The organism is Achromobacter sp. SIMBA_011 (genome assembly GCF_046535435.1).
GTDB lineage: Bacteria > Pseudomonadota > Gammaproteobacteria > Burkholderiales > Burkholderiaceae_B > Achromobacter > Achromobacter dolens.
Window position 1 is genome coordinate 280,259 of sequence record NZ_JAWRWN010000006.1, and the last position, 21,955, is coordinate 302,213.

General features: G+C 61.9%; 24 protein-coding genes and 2 pseudogenes. 8 read left to right on the forward strand and 18 right to left on the reverse strand.

All coding sequences use genetic code 11. The features are described from left to right. Nucleotides 1-27: 27 nt before the first annotated feature. The 3 genes from SB816_RS21310 to SB816_RS21320 are packed head-to-tail and all read right to left on the reverse strand — an operon-like array spanning nt 28 to nt 2,272. The gene (locus tag SB816_RS21310) at nt 28-630 is read right to left on the reverse strand and encodes a TadE family protein (protein ID WP_175142924.1); all 603 of its coding nucleotides are present in this window, start codon (nt 628-630) and stop codon (nt 28-30) included. Continuing rightward, entirely contained in the window at nt 627-2,045 is a 1,419-nt protein-coding gene (locus tag SB816_RS21315; protein ID WP_410547496.1) for a hypothetical protein, read from the reverse strand. Before SB816_RS21315 ends, SB816_RS21310 begins: the two co-directional genes overlap by 4 nt. Next, entirely contained in the window at nt 2,042-2,272 is a 231-nt protein-coding gene (locus SB816_RS21320) for a hypothetical protein (protein WP_006393994.1), read from the reverse strand. The genes SB816_RS21315 and SB816_RS21320 overlap by 4 nt, the downstream gene beginning before the upstream one ends. Before the next feature lie 507 nt (nt 2,273-2,779). Here SB816_RS21320 and SB816_RS21325 point away from each other — a divergent pair. After that, complete coding sequence (locus SB816_RS21325) at nt 2,780-3,916, forward strand: acyltransferase family protein (protein WP_240806417.1); 1,137 nt, start codon at nt 2,780-2,782, stop codon at nt 3,914-3,916. Nucleotides 3,917-3,929: 13 nt separating this feature from the next. On the opposite strand, the pseudogene SB816_RS21330 reads toward SB816_RS21325, so the two are convergent. The 4 genes and pseudogenes from SB816_RS21330 to SB816_RS21345 form a co-directional block, all read right to left on the reverse strand. After that, nucleotides 3,930-4,220, reverse strand: a pseudogene (locus SB816_RS21330) (MFS transporter); the annotation flags it as partial. A 387-nt stretch (nt 4,221-4,607) separates the two neighbouring features. After that, nucleotides 4,608-5,750, reverse strand: coding sequence for a glycosyltransferase family 4 protein (locus tag SB816_RS21335; protein ID WP_144655236.1), 1,143 nt, complete (start codon nt 5,748-5,750; stop codon nt 4,608-4,610). A 569-nt stretch (nt 5,751-6,319) separates the two neighbouring features. Continuing rightward, complete coding sequence (locus SB816_RS21340) at nt 6,320-6,454, reverse strand: hypothetical protein (protein WP_269201485.1); 135 nt, start codon at nt 6,452-6,454, stop codon at nt 6,320-6,322. Nucleotides 6,455-6,591: 137 nt separating this feature from the next. Then, on the reverse strand, nt 6,592-7,200 hold the full coding sequence (locus tag SB816_RS21345; protein WP_054503909.1) for a hypothetical protein: 609 nt from the start codon (nt 7,198-7,200) through the stop codon (nt 6,592-6,594). Nucleotides 7,201-7,482: 282 nt separating this feature from the next. On the opposite strand from SB816_RS21345, the gene SB816_RS21350 reads away from it, so the two are divergent. Beyond that, nucleotides 7,483-7,764: a hypothetical protein gene (locus tag SB816_RS21350; RefSeq protein ID WP_410547497.1), complete on the forward strand. Its 282-nt coding sequence runs from the start codon at nt 7,483-7,485 to the stop codon at nt 7,762-7,764. Between the two features lie 3 nt (nt 7,765-7,767). Continuing rightward, nucleotides 7,768-8,610 carry a DUF2243 domain-containing protein gene (locus tag SB816_RS21355; protein WP_410547498.1) on the forward strand — a complete coding sequence of 281 codons (843 nt, stop codon included), beginning with the start codon at nt 7,768-7,770 and terminating at the stop codon, nt 8,608-8,610. 283 nt (nt 8,611-8,893) lie between these two features. Here SB816_RS21355 and SB816_RS21360 read toward each other — a convergent pair whose 3' ends face one another. Then, a complete protein-coding gene (locus SB816_RS21360) occupies nt 8,894-10,162 on the reverse strand; it encodes a hypothetical protein (RefSeq protein WP_410547499.1) in 1,269 nt (422 codons plus the stop codon). Between the two features lie 136 nt (nt 10,163-10,298). Between SB816_RS21360 and SB816_RS21365 the strand changes: the two genes are divergently transcribed. The 4 genes from SB816_RS21365 (at nt 10,299) to SB816_RS21380 (ending at nt 13,291) form a co-directional block, all read left to right on the forward strand. Beyond that, nucleotides 10,299-10,745 carry a hypothetical protein gene (locus tag SB816_RS21365; RefSeq protein WP_156525730.1) on the forward strand — a complete coding sequence of 149 codons (447 nt, stop codon included), beginning with the start codon at nt 10,299-10,301 and terminating at the stop codon, nt 10,743-10,745. 399 nt (nt 10,746-11,144) lie between these two features. After that, complete coding sequence (locus SB816_RS21370) at nt 11,145-11,393, forward strand: hypothetical protein (RefSeq protein ID WP_410547500.1); 249 nt, start codon at nt 11,145-11,147, stop codon at nt 11,391-11,393. Nucleotides 11,394-11,468: 75 nt separating this feature from the next. Further along, nucleotides 11,469-11,669: a hypothetical protein gene (locus SB816_RS21375; protein ID WP_410547501.1), complete on the forward strand. Its 201-nt coding sequence runs from the start codon at nt 11,469-11,471 to the stop codon at nt 11,667-11,669. 176 nt (nt 11,670-11,845) lie between these two features. Then, the gene (locus SB816_RS21380) at nt 11,846-13,291 is read left to right on the forward strand and encodes an ATP-dependent nuclease (RefSeq protein WP_156525731.1); all 1,446 of its coding nucleotides are present in this window, start codon (nt 11,846-11,848) and stop codon (nt 13,289-13,291) included. A gap of 134 nt (nt 13,292-13,425) precedes the next feature. On the opposite strand, the gene SB816_RS21385 is transcribed toward SB816_RS21380, so the two are convergent. Beyond that, the gene (locus SB816_RS21385) at nt 13,426-13,827 is read right to left on the reverse strand and encodes a hypothetical protein (protein WP_410547502.1); all 402 of its coding nucleotides are present in this window, start codon (nt 13,825-13,827) and stop codon (nt 13,426-13,428) included. Then, a pseudogene (locus tag SB816_RS21390) lies at nt 13,824-14,314 on the reverse strand (hypothetical protein). The gene SB816_RS21385 and the pseudogene SB816_RS21390 overlap by 4 nt, the downstream one beginning before the upstream one ends. Nucleotides 14,315-14,434: 120 nt before the next feature. Between SB816_RS21390 and SB816_RS21395 the strand changes: the two are divergent. Then, on the forward strand, nt 14,435-14,908 hold the full coding sequence (locus SB816_RS21395) for a hypothetical protein (protein ID WP_410547503.1): 474 nt from the start codon (nt 14,435-14,437) through the stop codon (nt 14,906-14,908). 208 nt (nt 14,909-15,116) lie between these two features. Here SB816_RS21395 and SB816_RS21400 read toward each other — a convergent pair whose 3' ends face one another. From SB816_RS21400 to SB816_RS21435, 8 genes are all read right to left on the reverse strand, one after another. Next, nucleotides 15,117-15,623, reverse strand: coding sequence for a lysis system i-spanin subunit Rz (locus SB816_RS21400; protein WP_410547504.1), 507 nt, complete (start codon nt 15,621-15,623; stop codon nt 15,117-15,119). Next, complete coding sequence (locus SB816_RS21405; protein ID WP_410547505.1) at nt 15,602-16,156, reverse strand: lysozyme; 555 nt, start codon at nt 16,154-16,156, stop codon at nt 15,602-15,604. Before SB816_RS21405 ends, SB816_RS21400 begins: the two co-directional genes overlap by 22 nt. Continuing rightward, the gene (locus tag SB816_RS21410; RefSeq protein WP_026384312.1) at nt 16,156-16,341 is read right to left on the reverse strand and encodes a hypothetical protein; all 186 of its coding nucleotides are present in this window, start codon (nt 16,339-16,341) and stop codon (nt 16,156-16,158) included. Before SB816_RS21410 ends, SB816_RS21405 begins: the two co-directional genes overlap by 1 nt. Before the next feature lie 91 nt (nt 16,342-16,432). Then, nucleotides 16,433-17,116 (reverse strand): hypothetical protein, encoded by a 684-nt coding sequence (locus SB816_RS21415; RefSeq protein WP_410547506.1) that lies wholly within the window; start codon nt 17,114-17,116, stop codon nt 16,433-16,435. Continuing rightward, nucleotides 17,117-17,401 carry a hypothetical protein gene (locus SB816_RS21420; protein ID WP_269875647.1) on the reverse strand — a complete coding sequence of 95 codons (285 nt, stop codon included), beginning with the start codon at nt 17,399-17,401 and terminating at the stop codon, nt 17,117-17,119. After that, nucleotides 17,401-20,565, reverse strand: a complete 3,165-nt coding sequence (locus SB816_RS21425; RefSeq protein WP_410547507.1) for a host specificity protein J — start codon at nt 20,563-20,565, stop codon at nt 17,401-17,403. The genes SB816_RS21420 and SB816_RS21425 overlap by 1 nt, the downstream gene beginning before the upstream one ends. Beyond that, nucleotides 20,562-21,176 carry a tail assembly protein gene (locus tag SB816_RS21430; RefSeq protein WP_410547508.1) on the reverse strand — a complete coding sequence of 205 codons (615 nt, stop codon included), beginning with the start codon at nt 21,174-21,176 and terminating at the stop codon, nt 20,562-20,564. The genes SB816_RS21425 and SB816_RS21430 overlap by 4 nt, the downstream gene beginning before the upstream one ends. Before the next feature lie 3 nt (nt 21,177-21,179). Next, nucleotides 21,180-21,953, reverse strand: a complete 774-nt coding sequence (locus SB816_RS21435) for a C40 family peptidase (protein WP_410547509.1) — start codon at nt 21,951-21,953, stop codon at nt 21,180-21,182. Between the last annotated feature and the right edge of the window lie 2 nt (nt 21,954-21,955).

A 21,955-nucleotide genomic window follows, 5' to 3' on the forward strand; every position in this document is an offset into this window, starting at 1 on the left:
AATGCCCGCCGGGGAATGGCCGCGCACTCATCGGGGCGCCCTCGCGCTTCTTGCCAATCCTTCCGCAGGCACCACGTCGACCCAGGAAGACAGCCAATCCAGGGAAAGCGCCGGCCGCTGCCAGGGGCCATCCGCAATCATCAACTGATCGCTGATCTCGTGGGCCAGCGACCGGGAGCGCTCCGCAGCCTGCGCCCAGGAAATCGCCGCCGCGCCGATACGGCGACGCAAATCGTCGTCGCCGTCCGCGTTGCCGGCGCCTGCTGCGACACGGATGCGCCGCTCGATACGCAGCGCGCGCCAAGGTCCCACGCCCGCCACGTCGGCGTGTGCTGTAACCGACACCGAGCGGGCCTCGGCACCCAGCCACTCAGCCAGCAAAGGCGCCAATCGCGGATCCCCTGCATCGACCGACGGCCCGGCCAGAACGAACGATCCAGATTGCGCGGGAACAATCCCGCCCGCGGCGGCGACCATCGCGGTCGAGCGACTTGCAACGCCAACCTGTTGCGCGGTGAACAGCAACTGCCCCAGCCACGCCACCGCCATGAAGGAAAGGATCAACACGGGCAGCAAAACCAACGCCTCGACCAGCGCCTGGCCGCTTTGCCATACTGGAAGAGTTTTCATGGCGCCTCCCGGGCCCGCAGGGCCTCTTCAGCCGTCACCGAAGCCAGCCGGGCCTGCCAATACGGGAGAAACAGCGTCGGCGGTTCCTCGGGATCGCCGGGATGCGGCTCGGGTCGCGCGAAGTAGGTCTCGGCAGCACTGGTGACCCTCAACCACGCACCCGGACCGGCGCTCGCGCCGCGAGGCGTGCGCACAGGCGCTGCGAAGTCCACATGCCCGAGCCCACCGCGCGCCGCGCTGACCGCCACGGCAAATCGCAGGGGCTCAGCGCCTCGCGCGCTCGCCACCTCGTAATAACCAGGCAAACCCGATCCGGGCCAAGGCCGCAGTTGCGCGATGGCACGGGAATTGGCCAGAGGATTACCTGTGCCGCCACGGACGTCCCAGGTGGTGGACCGCCTCACCCAGTGCCAGAAGTCCTGGGATGTGAAATTGTCAGGCGGATTCTCGACATACTCCAGCCCATCCGGGCCCGTGGATCCGGGCGCCGACACCACGCCCCAGCCCATCGCATATTCGCGGTAGTAACACCCCGCCCAACGGTTGAAGCGCTGGGAATGGAACGACTGCGTATCCACCGCGCCCCAGCGCCCGTCTGCACCGAGCCAGGTGGCGCCACGGCGACGCAGTTGATGCCGCGCCAGCGGACACTGCGCATTCACGGTCGCGGAACTGACGCGCGTCGCATCACGGCCCGCGAGAAAGCCGTAACGCCCAACGGCATGCTCGACGGCCGAACGCAGGGCGCTACCGGGCAACGCCGCGCGACGCTGGAGAAATTGCGGCCAGCCATCGCTCAACAGGCGGATCGTCGGCATGTCGGCCGCGGCCCGCGCCGATCCTGTCCGCGGCGCCGCGCCTGCCGCCGAATAGTTTTCGCGCAGCACAGCCCGCATGAGGCGATCGCGCGCAGCAGGCAACTCCGCCACCGCCGAAGCGGCCCCCGCCTCGAGCACCTGATGCACGACACGGTCATGCTCGGCATAGGCGCGCATCAACGCCGCCTGCGCGCCGGGTGCGGCGCGTGCCGCGCCATAAGCCAGTCCGATATCACGACCGAACAGCGTGGACAGCAGGCGCGCGGGCGGATTGTTACGCCCGCGTTGGTCGGCAAGCGTATGCGCGAACGACAGCGACGCCCCCAGCGTGACCAGATGCGCCATCGCGATCTGATGGGCGATCTGCGTGCGATTCGCATAAGCCAGGAAATTCAGCTGACGGGCCTGCTCCAGCGCGCCGCTGTAGGCCGCAGCATCCGCGGCGTGGATCAAGTGCGCCCGCGCCTCGACGGTGCGCCCCAGCGTATACAGCATGACCAGCGCCGCCGAGACCGTGGCCGCGAGCATCACGCCCAGCATCAACGCCTGGCCTCGTTGAACGGTGCGCGGCGCCGCGCGCGTCGCCAGGCCCGTCATTGATCCGCCGCCGCATTGCCCGTGAAGGACTTGAGCGAACGCGCCTTGGTCTGGCCCGCCGCCTTTTGCACCGCCAGTCTCGCGGCGTTCGACTGCGCGCTGCCGTCCTCGCCCGCCAGCTCCCGCGCCATGGCCGCCGTCTGCGACCGCACCACCTGGCCAAGCGACTGGTAGACGGCGATCGCCGCAACCGCCACCAGGGCCACGACCACGATGTACTCCGTCATGCCTTGTCCGGCTTGCCGCTTCAGGTATCCCCACACTGTCGATCTCCGCTCGCGATGAATTGAGGGATCCAGTGTCGGTGGATGGGGAATGCGCAACAATTCGCGGATGCCGAGCTGGATGAATTCGTCCCAAGTCCTTGACGATCCGCCAGGCAACGGTCATTGCCGTGTCTCTCTCGCGAATGGCGCGGAGAAAATGTTGTAACCCTCTAATTTATATCGGGTTTTCCCTATTGCCGCCCCTCTGGAGCGGCAGTAGATTGGACTTGCCGGGCTGTCTGACACCCATCGCGTGCGAAGCCGGGCAGGAGCGCCCCAGACTCATCTCGAGCTGGGGCGCTCTTCCATTGGCGGGCTGCGGCGCATCGCGGAGATTGCTTCCCCGCCATTACAAAATCTATACACAGTCGCCCAATCCCCTCACAGTGCGCTGGCTAGCATGGCGTCTTTCCGTATCCAGACTGATCGATGCCTGCTTTCGCCCCGCCGCCCAGGGCCGAGCGCCCCGTGCGGGGCGCCTCCCGCAATCCCGCCATCGATGCCCTGCGGGGCATCTCGATCCTGAGCGTCGTGCTGCTGCACGTGCAGATCCACATCCCGCAGGAACAAAGCCTGCTGGGCAAGGTGCTACCCGCCGCCCTCTTCAATATCGTCTATCGCAGCGGCTATTACGGCGTCATCATCTTCTTCGTGATCTCGGGCTATCTCATCACCGGCGCGGCCATCGAGCGCTGGGGCTGCCTCGAAGCCGTCCGCTGGGGCGAGTTCCTGCGCCGCCGTTTCGCCCGCATCTATCCCTGCCTGCTGTTGCTGCTGGCATTGCTGGCCATACTGCATGCGATCGAGATGCCGGGATTCGTCATCGAGAACACCAGCCTGGCGCGCGCCATCATCAGCGCGCTGACGTTGCACCTGAATTGGCTGGAGGCGCAGGTAGGCTACCTGCCGGCGGCCTGGACCGTGCTGTGGTCGCTGTCCATCGAGGAAGTCTTCTACCTGGCCTTTCCCGCGATCTGCCTGCTGTCGCTGGCGGCGGGCCAGCGCGCGCTGGTCATGGTCTTACTGCTGTTCGTCGCGCTCGGGCCGTTCGCCCGCGTCGCCTTCACCAGCAACGCGATCTGGGCCGACCACGCCTACCTGGCCGGCATGGACGGCATTGCCATCGGTTGCCTGGCCGCACTGTATGCCGCGCGGCCCGCCGCCCGCGGCCGACCAGCCCGCAAGCTGTTACTGGTCGGCGCCACGCTGTTCGTGCTGGTTTTCTTCCTGCGCAAGGCCACCGGCATGCTGGGGCTCACCGCGCTGGGCCTGAATGTGACCGCGTTGGAAATCGGCGTGGCCTGCCTGCTGATCGGCTGGACCCGCAACCCTCGCCCGACGCGTCCCAACCCGCTTCTCGCCGCATTGCGATGGGCCGGCCAGAACAGCTACGAGATCTATCTGACGCACATGTTCCCGGTCCTGCTGCTGGCGGCGGCGTCCTGCCGCAACTCGGGGGGCGTCGTGTCGACCTGGTGGCGCGCCGGCGCGCTGACCGCCGCCAGCGTGCTGGCGATCCTGCTCTCGGCGATGCTGGGTGGGCTGGTGGCGCGCTATTACTCGACGCCTCTGCGCCGTTGGATCGCGGGAGCCAGAACGCCATGAGCGGAACGACGCGCTAGCCCGCCGCGCGCCGGCCCGAGCCATTCAGGCTCTCGGCGTCCAGGCGCCGGAACACCAGAGCCGACAATAGCGTGATGGCGCCGACACACAGGAACGCCAGCGTGAACGCGCGGGCCAGCATGGCATCATCCGCGCCCGAGAACACGCCGACCAGCCCCCCGCCAATGGTCACCCCCAAGCCGATGGCCAGCATCTGCACCATCGAGAACAGACTATTGCCACTGCCCGCGTCGCGTGCGTTCAGGCCCTTGAGGGTGACGCTGTTCATGGCCGCGAACTGCATGGCGACTCGCTGTACCAAATGACGCTCGCCCACAACCTGCCCAAGGCCGGCCGCGGCGTCACCATCTGCGGTGTGCACGGCTACGCCTACATGAATGGTTTCCCGATTGCGACATCCGGCCCTTGCCAGCGGACCTCACCGGTCTGACGGGCTACGACCTCGTCGTGCAGATGGATCCGGACAGCCCGTTCGACGACCTCACCCGCATAGGCTACAAACGACCTGATCGAAGGCGTCGCCGCCGAGGTCCACGAGTCAGGCAGATTCATCGGCACAGATCGCGCAGGCGCCCTGCCAGGGCATGCAGCATCATCCGTCAGGCCCTCAAGGCTGCAGCTACCTTCCCTGAGCGGCAAATACCGGTGATATGCCACCGCTGGAATATCTCGCTTAGGCGGTCGCCTTCATGCTCCTGACCACGCCGGCGTGCGCCATCGCGGCCTCGTAGGCGCTCAGGGTCTCCGCCATTTTCTGTGACAGCATCAGGTGCCGGTCGGCAAAGGTCCGCGCCTGTTCGGCGATCCGGGCTGCTTCGCCGGGATGCGACCAGATCCACGCCAGGTGATCCGCAAAACCCGCAACGTCTCCCGCGGGCGCCAACCAGCCGGTGCTGCCGGGGTGCACGATCTCGGGCAACCCGCCGACCGCGCTCGCCACCACGGGGCAGCGGGAGGCATAGGCTTCCGGCACCACGCGCGACCAGGCCTCGTTGATCGATGGAACCAGCAACGCGTCGGCTGCATGGATGACGTTGCGAATATCTTCACGATGCCCTGCGAACGTCACATGATCGCCGATACCCAGTTCCGTGGCTAGGTCGAGCAGTTGACGGCCATACGCCGCCGTGGCGCGGGTCGGCGCGCCCACCACCAATGCGCGCGCAGGCAGACCACGCTGGCGCAGCAGATGCACCACGCGCAGCAAGTCTTCCTGCCGCTTGTCAGGCCGCAGCATGCCGATGGTCGCCACTACGAACGCGGCGGGATCGATAGCCAGCTCCTGGCGCACAGTATGGCGCAACGCCAGTTTGTCTGCCGTCACGAAAAAACCCTGGTCGGCCCACTCGCCAACGACGCTGATGCGATCCCGTTCGGCAAAGCCCGCCTTGACGATGTCTCGCGCCCCTCCCTCGCTTGTCGTGATGACGCGATGGCAACCCAGGCGCCATTCCAGCCGGCGTCGCCAGGACGTGCGCAGCGGCCGCGAGAAATGCCGGGTCCGCACCAGCGAACACAGATCGCGGCACAGCGCGCTGGCCTTGGCGTCGGACGTACCATGCGCATCGATTACCTGGATGCGCAGATCCTTCACGATCTGCCGCAGCCTGAACATGCCTGACCAGGAATACGGTGAGGTGAAATCCATGCCAATGGCCGCCAAGCCCCAACTACGTGCAAGCTTTAAGGTCTCGCTTTGAGGCGGGGCGGCAATCGCCACGGCGTGACCTTGCTCGCGAAGCCAGCGCACCTGATCCAGGACACGGAATTCCAGTCCACCCAGGTTCGGGCTGGAGAGAGTGTGCAAGATTTGCATGAAAATCTAGAACTGCGGAAAACACGAACGGTGCGTATTGGGCTCACTAGACGGGGCGCCCGAGGGGGCGCTAGCGAGAGGATGCTTGCGGGCAAGCGGCGCGTTGTTAGCGAGCGTTTCGCGAAGGCGAATGCCGTAGCGGCAGGGCAATGGACGTGAGCGCGGAAACATCTGTCGGCGAACTGGGCTAGATGGGTTCTAATGCTTGGCGGGCCTGGCTATCGCATCGCTGAAACCGACTGAAACGCCATTTTTGTGAAATTTAGCTACGAGTCAGGAATATAGGCGCGAGGTATGGCAAGAGTTGGAGAGAACTTTTAACCATTGTGAATATTTTTGCTTTTTATGTAACAAAATAAATCAATCCTGCTGTACCGCCAGCCCCGCTTCAACAGTACGCTCGCCTCGCGCGCCAATATCGGCCGACAGACGCTGACGGCCGCAAGAACGCCCGCCAGCCGTCGGGCAGGCGAAATCGGGAAAGGGAAAGGGGCGCCACGAGCCTTCGGCACCAGGCGGGCGCGCTGGACGCGCCGGATCAGGTCATCCGACAGGAACGGAAACCCGGTTCAGAAGATGCAATACCGTCCCAACCCCAGCGTCAGCCAGTCAACCCGCGTCAGCAGGAGGGCCACCGCGGCAAAAATCGTAACGAGGAGGATCGTCAGACGATTGCCGGGCTTGATGAACGAGCTAGCGGTCATGGATGTCGTTTGAAACGGAACGAACGATTCGGCGCAACCGCCTGAAAACCGACGATACACTACGGAGCCGTGAGATTTCCCGCGGCGGCGCCCGCACGCCTGCGAGCACGCTGACGCGGGACGCGCCACCCGGGACGTCAAAGCATCTTGTCTCGCGCCTGCTCTGCCCTCGACGCACCTATCGCCGTCTCCACGTTCCTGGCCTCCTCTGGAGGAGGCAGCACCGCCGGGAACCCGAGCGATTGAATCCAGAGCTCACGGGCCCACCCCTTCGTGTGATAGAGATGGTGGTCTTCATCTTTTTCCACCGCGTCATAGGCGCGCTGCAGCACTTTCGCCTGCGGCCCGGACAGCTTTTCCGCCACCAGGCCAATCAGCTCCCAGTTTTGGTGGTCCTTGGTCTCGGCGAGCACGACGCACTCCGCCGCCACCAGTTGAGCCGCCTCAGGATTTCCCTGCGACTTCGCCAATTCGATCGCAACAACAAGGCTCTCGCCATGGTGCTTGACCACAGCGCGGCTGGGCACCGCCGCGTTCGGGTCAAGGTTGAGCTCCTCGAATACGGTCAGCAACACGCGCTGGTGCGTCTTCGTTTCGTCTAAATACCCCTGCCACTCCTCGCGCAGGTCGTCGTTGACCGCACATTCGAGCGCCGCCTTGTAAACAAGCTCTCCGCCCAGTTCAGTTTCAAGCGCTTGGTACAGAAGGTCGTGGATTTGCTCGAGGTTGCCAGCTTTCTTCGCCATATTGCCCTCCCGGGGGTGACGTCCATTGGGACCACCTGTGGAGCAAGTTCCGTTCCTGCCGAGCCCCTTCCGCTGACGGCTACCGCACTACATCAGTCGGCCGATTGGGCCAGGATTGCGAACGTGTTAATTATTGGAACCGTCCAGCGGCCACAGAGCCGGACGTGCAAACCCACCCTGGTCCCTGGACTGTCACTCCTGGAGAAGCCATATGGCCGCCGGCAGAATTCGGATGGGCATGCCGCTTGCCGATGATGCCACGAGCTATCAACGGAGACAGCCATGGACCAATCACCCAACCGCGACCCGCGCAAGCCGGTTCAACCCGCCCCCGAACCCAGCGACGAAGACCAAGTCGATATTGCATCCGATGTACAACGAGGATTGGAGAAAGCGAATAACAAATCCGAAAGCGATCGGCAACCCCCTCCCGATGGCCATAAGGCTACCGAGTTCGATGGATCGCCGAACCCGCGCGCAGATGAGGGCGCCCGGGTATTCAAACCCGCCGATGACACGCCCGCCGTGATGCCCACACGCCAAGGGCCAAAGAACCCGGAGTAGGACATGCCTATTCCCGCCACTACTTTGTCAACTTCCGACCGCCGAATGCGACGTGCGGGCGGCCTCCTCGGCTTTGCAATGGGCGGCTTCTTCGACGGCATCCTGCTGCATCAGATATTGCAATGGCACCACCTTTTGTCGGCTGTCCGTACCGGAGTCTTCGGGGACCTACGGGTTCAGGTTGCGGCCGACGGGTTCTTTCATGCTCTGATGTACGTCATTGCCGCGGCCGGCTTGTGGACGCTCTATCATGCGCGCGCCCACACACCAGTGGCGTCGATGCGGCCGCTCTGGCCGACGTTCTGGATGGGCTTCGGAGGCTGGCATATTGTCGACGCGCTGTTCTCGCATTGGATCACCGGCATTCACCGAATTCGGATGGATTCGGATATGCCCCTGTTCTGGGACCTGACCTGGCTGGCGGTGTTCGGATTGATACCGTTTATCCTGGGCTGGCGCAGCCGTTCTGCGGGGGGAAGCCCGCCGCAACGCGGACAACATGCGTCGATACGATTGCTGCTTGTTGCACTGGTCGGGGCTGCGGCGGCGAACCTGTTTCCGCCACGTGGCGATAACGACACAACTGTCGTGGCACTGATGCCGAACGCGTCAGCCGCCAGACTATTGCTGGCCCTGAACGGTACGCAGGCCCGTATTCTCTGGGCTGACACGGCCGGCGGCGTATGGGTGATGAAGGGCCTTTCAATGCGCCAGGGCCTCGCGCTGTACCGTTCCGGCGCGCTCTTCGTCAGCGGCACGGCCTCGCCGGCAGGTTGTGCCGCGTGGGTGCGGTCAACGCAGGAAGCGCCAACCCGACCGTCAACCGCTTTCACGGAACCGACATGACCTTGCGTCGATTTGCGGAAAAGGCCCGGGATTGCGGAAAAGACAACGGGTCTTGGATTGCTCCAAGACCCGCATGTTTCTTTGGTAGGCCCCCCGAGAGTCGAACTCGGCACCAACGGATTATGAGTCAGGCGTTTTAGAAAAAGGCATAAATAGAGATCACTTAAAAATCAATGACTTGCAGAGATAGCCATCCCTCAATTTGATCGTGATCTAGTACCTTTTCACCAGAGATTCGATTGGATTACGTCAAGATTACGTCAAGGTTAGACTGCCCCGCAGATCACTTGCCGTCGCCCTCCTGGAACGACTTGATCCTGCCTGCTGTGGGGTCCAATCGCCTCAGAACCTCTCGAGCCCAGGAAACCCATTCGACCGCCCCCACTTCCGCGCGAGTCTCCCGCTCAATGTGTCCGATGTAGTCCTCTAGCATTCGAGCCTGCCTCCATCTGTCGGCCTCATCGAGCAAAGCGCGTTCACGCGCAAGCCGCTCTTGCTCTGCCCGCATTTGGTCTGCTCTAGTCAAGGACAGGTGCTGCCTGTACATCTCTTCCTGACGGCGTTCTTCATCCCGCCTAGCAATTGCGATCCTCCGCTCAGCCTCGGCGAGTTGCTTGCTAAGGATTTTCTCTTTTGCCCGTGCGACTGCACGATAGATGTAAAGAAATACCTCATTCAGGCGGTTTTCCCAAGGACTCGCCTCAGATTCGTCAAGCACCTTGTTGTTCGAGTACAGAACCAAACAGTAGAAGCGCAGCATGCCAGTAGGCTTCGTCCAACGCCGCGTGCCCATTCCGTTTTCAGAGGGAGTTCCGTCTTCGTGAAGCACTTCAATGCCGGTGCGCTCCACCACGCGCAGCCAAACTCGAACGTCACTGAGCTCCAATCGGATGCTGTCGGAGCTCTCTGTTGTCGGTTCGACGACGAAGCCCCGGGCCTCCGCCGCGAAGCAAAGTGCATTTAGGAGAGCCAGACCTCGTTCGTATGTGTTGAGCGTAACTCTAGCGGCAATCGACTTATGCTTGGGAAAAATAAAGCCCCCCTCTTCGACGAACATCTTCCATACGTAGCCATCAAGCGAAGGTTCTTGCCGTGATCGGCTTGCTTTTTTTGCTCGGCTCGCTTCGTAGATCTTTTCTTCTTGTCGCCATTTTTTGACCCTCTCCAGTACGCGATCACGAAACGGAATCAGAGCGCTATGCCAACGACCGGCGGGAGGTATCACTATGCGCGAAGCATTGTCCGATTCAGCAGCTATACGATCGACCAGATCCGCAGCAATCGCACTGCGCATGCCTTCCGATAGGGAGGTGCTCTCGCGAGCCTCCAACACATACGTCTCCTGCGCTCCCGCTGGCGGAAGTGGCGGCATGGTCACTGGCTTCCCCGCCTCAAGCTTCACCCAGTATCCCGCAGGAGGCGTTGGAACAGATAGGGATCTGCAGATCTTTCTAAGGCCATTGTCGGACAAACCGTACTCTTGACACAGCTTCGTCAGTGGCGTTTTCCAAACCTGCCTGTACAGGTCCGCGCGACGAATGATCTTTTGCACTTCACCTCCCTCTTGCCAAAGCGACAGCTTTTTAAGGATATCAAGCGCCCGTATAGGCGCGGCGAGTAAGGCGGTGAGCTAAAGTTTTCCGCCTCTGATCCGTTCATCATATGGAGTTCCCTTCACTCCATAGCAAATGACGAAAACACATCAGCCACCACACGCCGGCGGAATCGATCCAGCGGCCTTAATAGTCGCCGCCGTGGTGCTGCTAGGCACGACTATGCTCGGATCTGGTTCGTTCTCCATGCTTTCAACCATTTTGGGGGCAACCATCGGGGTACTCATATACGCCTACGATGCAAGCTCCGTCAGGAATTGCATGCAGCAAATCGGCTTCTCAATGGTGATCGGACTAGCAGCAACGGTCAGCTTTGGCGCACCTGCAGAATGGATTGGACTATTACAAGCTGCTCCTTCAGAAGAATGTCTTAAGAACACCCAGGCCACATGCCACTCCTGTGCGGTTGCAGCAGCACGGTCAATCGAGATAACGCTGGCGACGATGTGGATTGCATTTTCATTGTTGGCGTTGGTTTGTGAGTCTGAAAGAACAAGATCACGGCGACCTGTTGATAACTAGGCCTTCGGTTCAAAACGACCAAGTCCACTACCTGCGGGAACGTCTGGCAGCACTGCACCATCATAGCTAGCACCAGCTTCGAGCCGACTGGCGATCGGGCGCCGCACTGCCCGCCCCGTCACCCCCCCCCCCCGCCCACGCCGCGCCGCCGATTCGTTCGGCATGGTTGCCATCGGCTTGCGTAGCATAGGTTTTAGCGATGCCAGCCGTGTCGGTGAACATCCAATACGCCATTTGTGATACTTTTTGATACCGTCCAGAAAAACTCCCAATTTTGATATAGAAACCATGACAAAAATATCTCCACCCAAAAAGACAAGGACGTTCGACGTCACTATCCACCGAGGCTGCGGTCCATACACCTGGCGAGTGGCCGGGCAGAGTGCCAGGGCAGTAGAAATGGAAATCAAGGGCAGGCTTGTCGGGGGGGACGTGATCGGGCCCGTGGTCTACCTCGGATTTAAACCAGTCTGTGCCGAGCCCGATGATGACAGTAACGGGGATGTGAAATTCCTTGTAGGGGATGGAAATGACGCATTTGTTGTCAAGCGGGGCGATCCTGGATTCCACCACCTGTTAAGCCTCGATACGGAAGGTGTGTCCGGAGTGGATTCATTCTATGTCCGCATGAATGCGGACTACGAGTAAAAGTCGCGCCGCCAGAGCGTGCTGCCCGTCGCTGGCGGCTGAACCTATGCAGCCCCCCGATCAGGAGCGCATCATGTGCGGCGCATCGTCCAGAAGTCCGGGCCGCTCGATTACGTCGAGCGCATCTTTCCCAACCCTCGCCGGGTCTTCGATGACCGGGCCGGCCCGCTCTACAACATCCCGGCAGGCACAAGGCCGCTGACCATGCACCGCCTCGCCGGCGACTTTGACGCCCAACCTATGGCCAGCTATATGGTCGCGCTCGGGGAATTGTAACCAAATTTATTTTGTTTTCGGTTCCCTACGAAGGGCGCGTTTGACGTGAGCCATGCCGAGCCAGCCTGGCCGGGGCGGCGGCGCACGGGATGGTATGCATGAGTGAGTGCGAGGCTTAACAGCGCGGCAGGCTAGCAGATGGGCTGCCGCCAATTTGAACCAACGGAGGGTTTGACGTGTCGCTGAGCAAAGAAATGCGGTTACTGCTGAAGAAATGGGGTGCTGGGACACATTGGCCAAAGCACCTTGAAGCTTTAGAGGTGGACGGACTACGCGGCTGGAAGGGTCAAAAGATCGACTTCCAATTTCCTATCGTGGCGCTAGTCGGCGAGAACGGCGCAGGGAAAAGCACAATTCTGCAAGCAGCCGCGTCCGTCTATAAGGCTCCAGGAGTGAGCTCGGGTAAGCAGAAGTTCGCATCGACCTATTTCCCCGACACGCCATGGGAACGCATTGAAAAGGCCTCTATTCGCTGGTGGGTAAAAGAAGGGAAGATGCACCGCGAAGGGAGTATTCGTAAGTTCCCCGGGCGCTGGCGTGGAAACCCTGACCGCCGCGAGAGACCTGTGCTGAACATTGATCTAAGTCGGATCCAGCCTTTTTCTGCTCGTGTTGGCTTCATGCGGTTAGCCAAGCCCACCCTCAAAGAAGGGGTGTCGCAACCATTCGACAAAGACAAGCTCGAAAACCTGACGTCCATTCTGGGGAAGAAATATGAAATCGCCGCCATGTCCAGCACAAGTCTGGACAAGACGAGATACGTGCCAGTGATAGCCCAGGCCGGAGCCAGATATTCGGGGTTCCATAGTGGCGCAGGCGAAACAACGATCGTAGAACTGCTCAGGAACGAAATACCAGACTATGGGCTGGTCATCATCGATGAGATCGAGAGCTCTCTTCACCCGCGAGCGCAGCGACGACTTATGCGGCACTTGGCCGAGTTGGCGAGGTTAAAAGAGCTCCAAATTGTATTGTCGACGCACTCGCCTTACATTCTGGATGAACTGCCCGAAGAGGCTCGCCTATACATATGGGAAGGATCCTCTGGAAAGGAAGTTATGAAAGGAGTGAGTCCCAGCTTCGCGATGACGCAGATGGACCTAGAAAGCCATCCGGAGTGCGATATCTATGTTGAAGATCGGGACGCTGCAACTCTAGTTCAGGAGATTCTCATATCCCAAGACCCCAGCTTGGTGCGCCGTTGCCTGATCTCTCCGTACGGCGGGGCCACTGTCGGTAAGGCATTAGGCCAGATGTCTGCAGATAAAGGGTTCCCCCGCCCGACGGTTGTCTTTCTCGACGGTGATCAACCAGAATCTCAGGGCTGCCATCTTCTGCCGGGTGGCGACGCCCCAGAACGCGTTATTTTTGAAGCTTTGAGCGAAATAGGATGGGAGGGTCTGGCGGCGCGTCTTGGGCGGCGGCACTCAGACGTCGTAGATGCGTGTGAACGCGCCATGACCTTTGATGATCATCACGAATGGACACCCTCCGCAGCCGACGCTCTGGTGTGCGGTGGTAGTGCACTTTGGACGGCTATGTGTGCGGTATGGGCCGCCAAGTCGGCCCCACAGGATGATTTGGTACGAGTTGCCGACATTGTTAGAGAGGCGATCGGCTAATCTTCCGTTACTCCAAAGCCACCTCCGGGTGGCTTTTTCATCTCGGCCACGCCTCAATCGTAGCCCGATGACGCGCCGCACACTGCCCGTACTGCATCGCCAGCGCCATGTAGCTGCGCGCGAAGTCGTCCCAGCTATCGCTGGTCACCTCGGGCACCGGCGGGCACGGCTGCGCGAGGTTGGCCGGCAGTATTGGCCAGGCGGCCGGCTTCGTTGATGTGCTGCAGCCGGCCAGCGTCAATACGACAGCCAGCAGGCAAAGGGCTTTGGACTTCGACACGGGTGTACCTCTCGATGATTTTGGGCTCGGCGGCGCGCAGCTCGGCCACGCTCGTCTCGAAGGTGGTGGCGATGCCGGCCAGGCGGCCGGTCTGGGCCTTGAACTCGTTCAGCTCGGCCAGAGCGTGGTCGGCGTTGGCCTTGGCCGTGCCGGCGTTGAATCGGCTGGATCCGTACAGCACGACGCCGGCGCCAAGCACCATCACCACCGCAGCGCCACCGATCCAGGGCAGCGCCATGCGCAGGAAGGGGTTCATGGCCGTACCTGCGCGATGGCTTGGCGGTAGAGGTCCGGCCAGGTTTCCGAATGCGGCTTTCCGGGCCGCCAGGTGCGCAGATACAGCGACCATCCCGCGTCAGCGTCGCCAATAGCCGGCAGCGCTTTGGGATCGGTCCACAGCAGCAGCCGCGCCACGCCAGCGGCCAGCACGTCGTCGTACTCCAGCGCCGCATAGATCGCATCCGGATCGCACACCACGCTGCGCGCCTTGCACAATGTCGCCACGTGGTCCTTGCTAGCCGGGTGCAGATATACGCCCCACACGCCGCCGCGGCTCGCTCGCGTGCCCTTCTCAAATTGGAATAGGCCCCGGGCCGGTCCACCGATCTGCTGGCGGTGCGTGAATCGACTTTCCTGCAGGCCAATCGCCAACAGCATGACGCGCGCCGCCGGCGTGTCCATGCGCGCCGGCAGCAGCGCGAGCGCCGGATGATCGCTGTTTCGGTGATCATCTTGAGGTCCATGAATGGCTCCTGTGGGGATGAGCCATTCTGTGGCGGGGCAACGAACTCACAGAAGAAAAATCAATTTCCAATACCCACTAGAATCCGTTCAGAACCGAAACCCAGAAAAGAGGCTTGAACATGCGTATCGAATGGAATGCAGAATTCGCCCAGTTCAGTCCTGGATGCAAAACCAGGGCGAAGATGTACGTTGCAAATATCGTCCTCTGGTTCTTAATCCTTGGGGCATTTCAGTTGCATTACGGCCCGCTTTCCTCAATGTTGACGAGCACAATATCTGTGCCCGTCCTGGCCACCACTGCCGCAATTTCCGCCGCTGGCGTCGTGCTTATTGCCCTACTGGCCTTGTGGCTAGAGCGCTACGTCGCATTTTTAAAAATTCGGAGCTTCTTGGTCAGCGGCTTTCGAAGACTCTTGGACGAAGTAGTATCTAGCGTTCAGAACGCAGCCTCTATTGCGCTGGTCATCGGCCTAATATTTGACCGCAGTTCAGGATTGGCTTGGCCAGGCGTGATATTTTTGGTTTCGGCCGTCGGACTGGAAATGTCGTTGAGTTGGTCCCGCATGAAGGACAGGCAGGCCGCCTCGACATAGCGGGCTACGACATCTTATGGTCGTCTCAATCGAAAAACCCCTCCGAAGAGGGGCTGGCAGTGACGTCCAATTTCTGGACGTCACCCCGTCCGGCGCTGGGCCTTCTCGTACTCGGCCAGCCGCGCGATAGCAACGTCCAGCGAAGCCTGCATCGCCGCCATCATTTGCAGCGACGCAGCAATCTGGCGAGCGAATAGGGCCTAAGGTGTTAGCGTAGCCGTGCTTGGCACGCCCCCAGCTGTGCGATCAGTTTTTGGATCCCAGCCCTGAGGGCGAAATAATCCGATCGAGCAGCGGGATCAAGTTCGGCGCGGGCTCCATGATCCACGCCGGCGACGGTGCCGGTTTTGGACACTCCACCGCCGGCAGCGGGGCAGGCGGCACGGACGTGCAGCCGCTGGCGCCCAGCATCAACATCAGCCCGCAAACCCTCGTCTTGTATCTGCGCATTGCGCAACCCTCCATAGGCGGCCCACTCGGCACGCGCATTCCGTTCGTTGATATCGGCGACGGCAGCATGCCGCTGTGCCAGGATCTCGCGGGCCTGCCGCTGGCCGTCAGCCACTTCCTCTGCTCGGGCCGCGCGCTGGACCGCCAACTGCTCGCCATAGCGCCAGCCCTGCGCCGTCCATGCAGCTGCCCCAAACGCAAGCCCGCCGGCCAGCGCCGCGGCAGCGTACCCCCGCCACCCGATCAGCGCAGACCCGAAAGACATAGCCGTTCCTCATCCAGGCGCCGGTTGTACAGGCCCGGCACAAAGACCTTGGCGCCTTTGGCGTCCGTGACATACGACCAGACCGGGGAACCGTTTGGCGCGTGCGCCAGGGCGTTGCAACCTTCGCGCAGCCGGCCGGCGTTGATCAGGCCCACGGCGCGGCTCGCACAGGTACTGGGCGTGCCGAAGTTGTGCGCATGGCTGCTCAGGGCGTCGAAGATCGGCTGGCTGACCACCACGTCGATGCAATCGGCCAGCCGGAGCTGCCCCTTGCTGACCACCAAGCGCTCGATCTGCTCGCAGCGCTCCGGCGCCCAGTAATCGCCCACCACCAGCGGCTCCGGGCTGGTGTGCTTGGTGATCCCCTTGCACACCGTGGGCAGGCCGCCGGCCAGCTTGTCGGCATAGACGACGTTTTTCCCCTCGCCTTCCCATTTGCCGAGGAAAGATTGAAGCGTAGGCGAGAGCAGCGCCAGGTAGCCAGAAGCGACAAGGGCGGCAGCGCCGCCCGTGATCTTGGTTCCGAGTTTCATCACGCCCCCTTGCCCAGCCACCAATCGCGCACCAGGCGCCAGTACTTAGGCACTAGCAGCCCGATCTGCATGGCGAGATACACCAACGTGGCCATCGCCACCCATTCGTTGAGCGTCAGGCCATAGAACACCGCCCCTCCTGCGCCAATCCCCATCTTGACCATCGCTGCCTGGTCTTCGTGCATCGTGTTGCTCCTATTGCCGGTCTGCATTGCTGCCTCCCGTTGTGTGGACGAAAAAAAGCCCGCCGAAGCGGGGGATTGAGATTGCTCGCTGCTAAAAGCCAGTCACGTCCACAACCATCATGGATGCATTCAAGTTGAAGTACTGCCATCCACACTGGCCATTCGGACACACCGAATACGACGCTGACACTGTCACCTGCCCCGCCTGGATAACGTTGCCCGAGGTTCTATACCCGTAGGCCGTAGCCAGGGCGAGGAAAGGCACGTTAGGCGGTGGTTGAGGCCCCACAGGCGCGTTCACGCTGGAATACACGGGGCAAGGCGCACAAACGGCGTAGGATCGGCCCGATGGCAAGATCCAGGAGCGCCCAGACATATCCGTTATTTGGCCCATCATCGCCAACCTGAAGTACTTCAGGTTGCTATCAAAAACCAACCTTCCCCGCGCATTGAAAAGCTGGACAATGCCGCCGGCCGATTGCACGGCGTGCGGCAGATGAAACAGAAAATAGTCGAAACTCGTACTCGGCTCGTCCGTAGCCTTGTACAAGGTGAAGCGGTAGATTGAGGACGAGGGCCTGGATATCGAGACAAGCGCCACGTAGAACGACGACCGGATGGCCAGAAGAGGCATTGCCCCATCTGCGCTGCTGTAATCAATGGTCGCCACGTTCCCGGAAAAGGAAGCCGTCCCCTTGGTTGCAAGCACCAGGTTGGAATACTCATCATCAATGAGCACCGACCCGCTGTCGCCTAGAACTTCGATCAGAGCCATTCAATAGATTCCGTAGATAAGGGTTGCCTCGATGGCGCTGCTGGCGCTTCTTGCCCCCCACGAGATCGTTCGACCCTGGCGGCTAATCGTCGGCAGGACGCCCTGAAACAGCGGCGTCACCGACTTTGGAACAACGTAAAACCAAACGTCGGAATACGCCGGCCCTCCCACCACGACAGAACCAGCAGCCGCACCGATGGCCTCCTCGCCCAAGTACTTGGGAATCCGGGCCGACAGATCAAATTGCAGGCTGCCGTCGGCGTTAAACAACTGAAATACCGGCATCAGACTTGGATCCTTATACGAAGCGTTCCGTTAGCGTCGTACCAGAGACTCTGCGTGTTGTTCTCCGCACGCCGCCCCCCGCCCCCAACGCCATTGTTCTCAAAGGCACCGCTCTTACTCCAGCGCCATCCCTGTTGACCAGCAACGAAGTTGTTGGACTGGATGTACTCGCCTATCTTGGCGCTGGTGATCGTGCCGTCCTGGATGAAAGCCTGGCTTATGAAGGTCTGCCCGTTCTGGATAGCGAAGGGCGTGGAAACCGCCCCGTTGGCAAGGTTGATGAGCGCCAGACGGTCGGCCAAGAAAAGAACCTGCGTCTGCATGCCCTCGGGCGTGTTTTCGACGCCTACGCCCATGCCGGCGCTGTAATACTTGCCGTCCACGGTTACGCCGGCCTTGATGCTCACCATCGCATTGAGGCCGTCTTTCACTTCCTTGATCTCGGTCGCTGCACCGCCGCCCGATTCAATTTCAGTGATCAGATCCTGGCCGAGCATCGATTTCTCGATCTTGCCCCCGATCTGGTCCAGAATCGGCCCGGCGTCCGAACTCGCTTGTCCGCGTACACCGATGCCGGAAGCCGCGGGATACCACTCCCCCGCTACCCCGTTCTTGTCGACCAGCCGAGCCCAGAACCACAATTCCTGGCCAGCACGCAGGCCCAGCAATGTGTGCGTGTTCTGCGGGTAGGCGAAGACGCCCAACGGGATGGCCGATTCAAAGCTGGAATTCTGCGAGTAGTAGACCTCGGTGCGCTCGATGATCGACGGTCCAGGCGGTAGGCCCCAGTCCAGCTGGATGGCGAACAACAGGCCTTTGGCAATCAGGCTCGTCACCACCGGCGGCGGCCCGACAATGCCGTCCAGCTGGGTCAGCGTGGACGTGGTCCAGATCGACGCCACGCCCAGCGAGTTCAGCGCCCGCACGCGGAACGTGTAGCCGCCGGCGTAAATGTTCGGCACCTCCACCCGCGTGTAGCCCGTGCCCGGCAGGTTGATCCAGTCGGAGTTATCGCGGCGCCACTGCACCTCATAGGCCACCGCGCTATCGGCCGCCTTCCATTCGAAGACGGCGGTGTGATTCGCAATGCCCTGGCTGACGATGTAATAGGCGCTGATCTTCGGTTCCGTGGGCGGCGACTGCACACCCGGCGGCACCACTGAAATCGGCGGGCGGTCCAGGCGCGTACCGAAGTCGACGTTGTTGAACTTGCCCGGCTCGTGCTGGATAGCCGAGATATCGGCCAGCACACCATCCTTGCGCTTGATGCTCAGGACGCGGAACGTCTGCGCCGACAGCGCCTCAGATTCCAGCGTCCATACGCAGTCCGGCTCCGGAACCTCAGAAAACGGCGTGCTGACATCGATATGCATGGCAGTGCCGGGCAGGCCGATCAAGTCCCACGTCAGCGCGGTTGAGTCGTAGCAGTAAACCCCGCTGTCCAGCGTCAACGGCTCGCCCATCGCCGAAGACACGATCCGTGTCTCGGACTTGCCGCTGGGCAGGTTCACGGTCAGGCGGTCACCCGGCCGGATACCCAGTTCGGCGTCGACCACGATTCGGCTGGCCGTCGCTTCCCGGATGCGTCCGCCGATACGCCGCCCGGCCAAATGCTGATCGGCAATGCGGATGATGCTGCCGGGTCGGATCTGGCAATGCTCCAAGCCGACGCTGAAGGTGACGCCGCGGGTCTCCAGATTGGAGGTCAGCAAAAGCCACTTTCCGACACGGTTCGCCTGGCCCCGCGACGTGCATCCGAAAGCCGTCACCTCCAGCTGCTTGATGCCGTAGCGGGCAATGCCCTCTCGGTTCTCGACATACTCGACCTTCTGGCGTCCCATGTCCGTCAAGTCGGTCCAGGACACCAGCGCGACCGTGTAGCGCGTGTTCAACGCCGACCCGGTGTAGGAGAACCGGCCATCAATGACGTTGGCTGACGAGTACGTATAGACCGGATCACTCGGCATGTCGGCCACGGCGATCACCGAAGAATTCGCCCAGTACGCCATGCCGCGAAACACGGATGCCAGATCCTGGACAACGCGGTACGCATCGGCCGTCGTCTGCAAGTAGACATTGCAGGTGAATCGCGGCTCCTTTCCGCCGAAGCCATCGTCCACCAGTTCATCGCAATACCGGCCGATCTGGTACAGGCCCCACTTGTCCAGCCAGCCGGCCGGAACCCGCTCGCCCAGGCCGTAGCGGTCATTGCCCACCAGGTCGAAGAACACCCAGGCCGGGTTATCGGTCCACGCCGTCTTGAACGTGCCATCCCAGGTTCCGATATAGGCGCGCGTCTCCGGGTCGTAGTTGCTCGGCACCCGGATAATGCGGCCCTTCAGATCGTAGGCCCGCGTGGGCACGCTCTGGAACTGCGCCGCGTCAATCTTGATACCGACGACGGCGGACATGGGATAGCGCAGCTTGGCGTCGATCACCTCGGTTACGGCGTCGACGATGGTGCGATCCGCGATCGTGTTGCTGTTCGCGTTGGCAGTCAGGCGCCGAACGCGAACGCTCCACCCCTGTTGCGCACCGGCCGGCAGATCAACACGATGCGACCGCGCGTAGCGCTGCGTGGTCTTGCCGTCGAAGGCGCTGGCCAGCACCTGCTGGTAGGCGCCGCCGTCCCGGCTCACATCGATAGCGTACTCGACCCGATAGCCATTGATCCCGTTACTCGACGCGTCTACCTTGCTCAGGCCTTCCACGGCCAGGGTAACCCGCACCGCGGACAACTGGCGATTGGTGAACAAGCGGACCCAGGGCTGCGTGGCCTTCAGTTCGGTGTTGACGCCAATGGTGTTCTCGGACGCCGGGAATCCAGGCAACGGGTCTTGCCATTGCGTGCCAGTCCGGAAGTCGATCGACACGTTGGAAAAGTTCAGCGAGCCGTCGGCGTTCGCAACGGGCGTGCCATTCAGGTATACGTCGCGCAGCGCTCCACCAAGGCCATGCACAGGGCCGTAGATCTCGCCTTCGCTCAACAAATCGATGACGCGGGCATAGGCGATGCTATGCAGGCTATCCGGGGCCTCGCTGGGGCCTCGGCCACCTCCGCCGCCCTTGCCGCCCTTATGGCCGACGACAGGCGCGACTTCACCCCAACGACGCCCATAAAAAAAGGCACCCGAAGGTGCCTTTCTGCGTTGCCTCATTTTCATGCCTGATCCTCAGAGAATATTCCGGCCGAGATCGTCGCGCTGCCGATAATCATGTGCCCGTACAACACCGGTACAGGGTTGCCCTGGGCTGACGTGTTGACCGGCCCATTGAAGTTGTAGGAAGCGCCGTTTTCGGGCCGATCTGCGGCACTTAGGGCTCGCTGTTGGGGCGAGAGCATCTGCACCACACCACCGAGAGCCAGGGAAACACCCATGGAGAGCATCATCGGAGCCGCGATTGCGCCTTGCGAACCCAGCGCTGCAAAGCCCATTGCGGGCGCGAAATAGACCGCCGCGACGATAAGAGCAGCGCCCAACACGGTCTGAAACAGCCCGCCGCGTTTGCCACCGGCAGGCATTGGCGCGATGCGGATATCGGCATCACCAACCGGGTGCAAAAGTTGGTCCTCGCTCAGGTTCCGCTTTCCGACAAAGCAGGCGTAGGCCATGCCCTGGCCAGCGCTGGACGCCATCTCAGCCTCAAGGCCAGGCAACAGCACGCAGAGCGCGCGGACGGCCTCTGCGGTGCTGTTGACTGCCAGCCGATGCACCCGGCCGAATTTCGTGCCAAGGCGCCCATACAGCCGCACGGTGCGTAGTGTTTCGTTCATGCTTCACCCTTGATAACGCAGCACCAGGCGCGTTGCCTCGCGCCAGTAACCGCCATACACCACCCGCTCCGACTGCCTTCCGTACAGGTGGTGCAGCATCGCGTCCGGAACCGAGAACAGACCCGGCGCCTCTTTAAGCCCTTCGGCGCCCAGGAACACGCCGGCGTGGTTGGCGCGGTTGGATCGGATCTGCATCAGGATCACGTCGCCTGGCGCCATCTCCTCGCCGGCCTGCAGCGGCCGGAATCCCGCCTCGGCGTAGTGGTCCATGTACAGGTCGCCTTTGCGGCCTGGCTCCCACCAACCGTCATCGCGCTGGAAGTCCAGCAGCTCGATACCGCGCTCGCGCTTGTACCAATCCCGCACCAGGCTGTAGCAGTCCAGCACCCCATGCGCGAATTGACGGCCCAGCAATGGGGCCTGGAAGCCCACCGGGGTAAAGCCCCGGACCTCGCTCGCCACCACGGCGCCGTCGTCGTCCTTGGCCACGGCCACGATGAACCAGGGCAGGCCCGTAGTCTCGCAGGCCACGCGGTCGGCCTCGCTGGGCGTCGGTGTCTCGTCGGGATGCGAATGCACGATTGCCACGATCCGCCCCGAGTCTTCGGCCGCGGCGTAGTCGTCGGCGGCCAGCACGAAATGGTCGGCGCTGGCCGCCGTATTCCGGCACGGCACATACACCTCACGGCGCGTCGCCATCACGACCAGCCCGCAACACTCGCGCGGGTACTCGGCCACCGCGTGGGCGCGGATGGCCTCCATCGTCTTCTTGCGCATGT

Coding starts and splice junctions, on each gene's coding strand:
- SB816_RS21425 (WP_410547507.1), bottom strand. CDS start 20,565: ATGAAAATGAGGCAACGCAGAAAGGCACCTTCGGGTGCCTTTTTTTAT.
- SB816_RS21310 (WP_175142924.1), bottom strand. CDS start 630: ATGAAAACTCTTCCAGTATGGCAAAGCGGCCAGGCGCTGGTCGAGGCG.
- SB816_RS21400 (WP_410547504.1), bottom strand. CDS start 15,623: ATGTCTTTCGGGTCTGCGCTGATCGGGTGGCGGGGGTACGCTGCCGCG.
- SB816_RS21395 (WP_410547503.1), top strand. CDS start 14,435: ATGCGTATCGAATGGAATGCAGAATTCGCCCAGTTCAGTCCTGGATGC.
- SB816_RS21355 (WP_410547498.1), top strand. CDS start 7,768: ATGCCTATTCCCGCCACTACTTTGTCAACTTCCGACCGCCGAATGCGA.
- SB816_RS21320 (WP_006393994.1), bottom strand. CDS start 2,272: ATGACGGAGTACATCGTGGTCGTGGCCCTGGTGGCGGTTGCGGCGATC.
- SB816_RS21370 (WP_410547500.1), top strand. CDS start 11,145: ATGGAAATCAAGGGCAGGCTTGTCGGGGGGGACGTGATCGGGCCCGTG.
- SB816_RS21365 (WP_156525730.1), top strand. CDS start 10,299: ATGACGAAAACACATCAGCCACCACACGCCGGCGGAATCGATCCAGCG.
- SB816_RS21410 (WP_026384312.1), bottom strand. CDS start 16,341: ATGCACGAAGACCAGGCAGCGATGGTCAAGATGGGGATTGGCGCAGGA.
- SB816_RS21350 (WP_410547497.1), top strand. CDS start 7,483: ATGGACCAATCACCCAACCGCGACCCGCGCAAGCCGGTTCAACCCGCC.
- SB816_RS21340 (WP_269201485.1), bottom strand. CDS start 6,454: ATGACCGCTAGCTCGTTCATCAAGCCCGGCAATCGTCTGACGATCCTC.
- SB816_RS21315 (WP_410547496.1), bottom strand. CDS start 2,045: ATGACGGGCCTGGCGACGCGCGCGGCGCCGCGCACCGTTCAACGAGGC.
- SB816_RS21415 (WP_410547506.1), bottom strand. CDS start 17,116: ATGGCTCTGATCGAAGTTCTAGGCGACAGCGGGTCGGTGCTCATTGAT.
- SB816_RS21335 (WP_144655236.1), bottom strand. CDS start 5,750: ATGCAAATCTTGCACACTCTCTCCAGCCCGAACCTGGGTGGACTGGAA.
- SB816_RS21345 (WP_054503909.1), bottom strand. CDS start 7,200: ATGGCGAAGAAAGCTGGCAACCTCGAGCAAATCCACGACCTTCTGTAC.
- SB816_RS21405 (WP_410547505.1), bottom strand. CDS start 16,156: ATGAAACTCGGAACCAAGATCACGGGCGGCGCTGCCGCCCTTGTCGCT.
- SB816_RS21385 (WP_410547502.1), bottom strand. CDS start 13,827: ATGAACCCCTTCCTGCGCATGGCGCTGCCCTGGATCGGTGGCGCTGCG.
- SB816_RS21430 (WP_410547508.1), bottom strand. CDS start 21,176: ATGAACGAAACACTACGCACCGTGCGGCTGTATGGGCGCCTTGGCACG.
- SB816_RS21420 (WP_269875647.1), bottom strand. CDS start 17,401: ATGCCGGTATTTCAGTTGTTTAACGCCGACGGCAGCCTGCAATTTGAT.
- SB816_RS21435 (WP_410547509.1), bottom strand. CDS start 21,953: ATGCGCAAGAAGACGATGGAGGCCATCCGCGCCCACGCGGTGGCCGAG.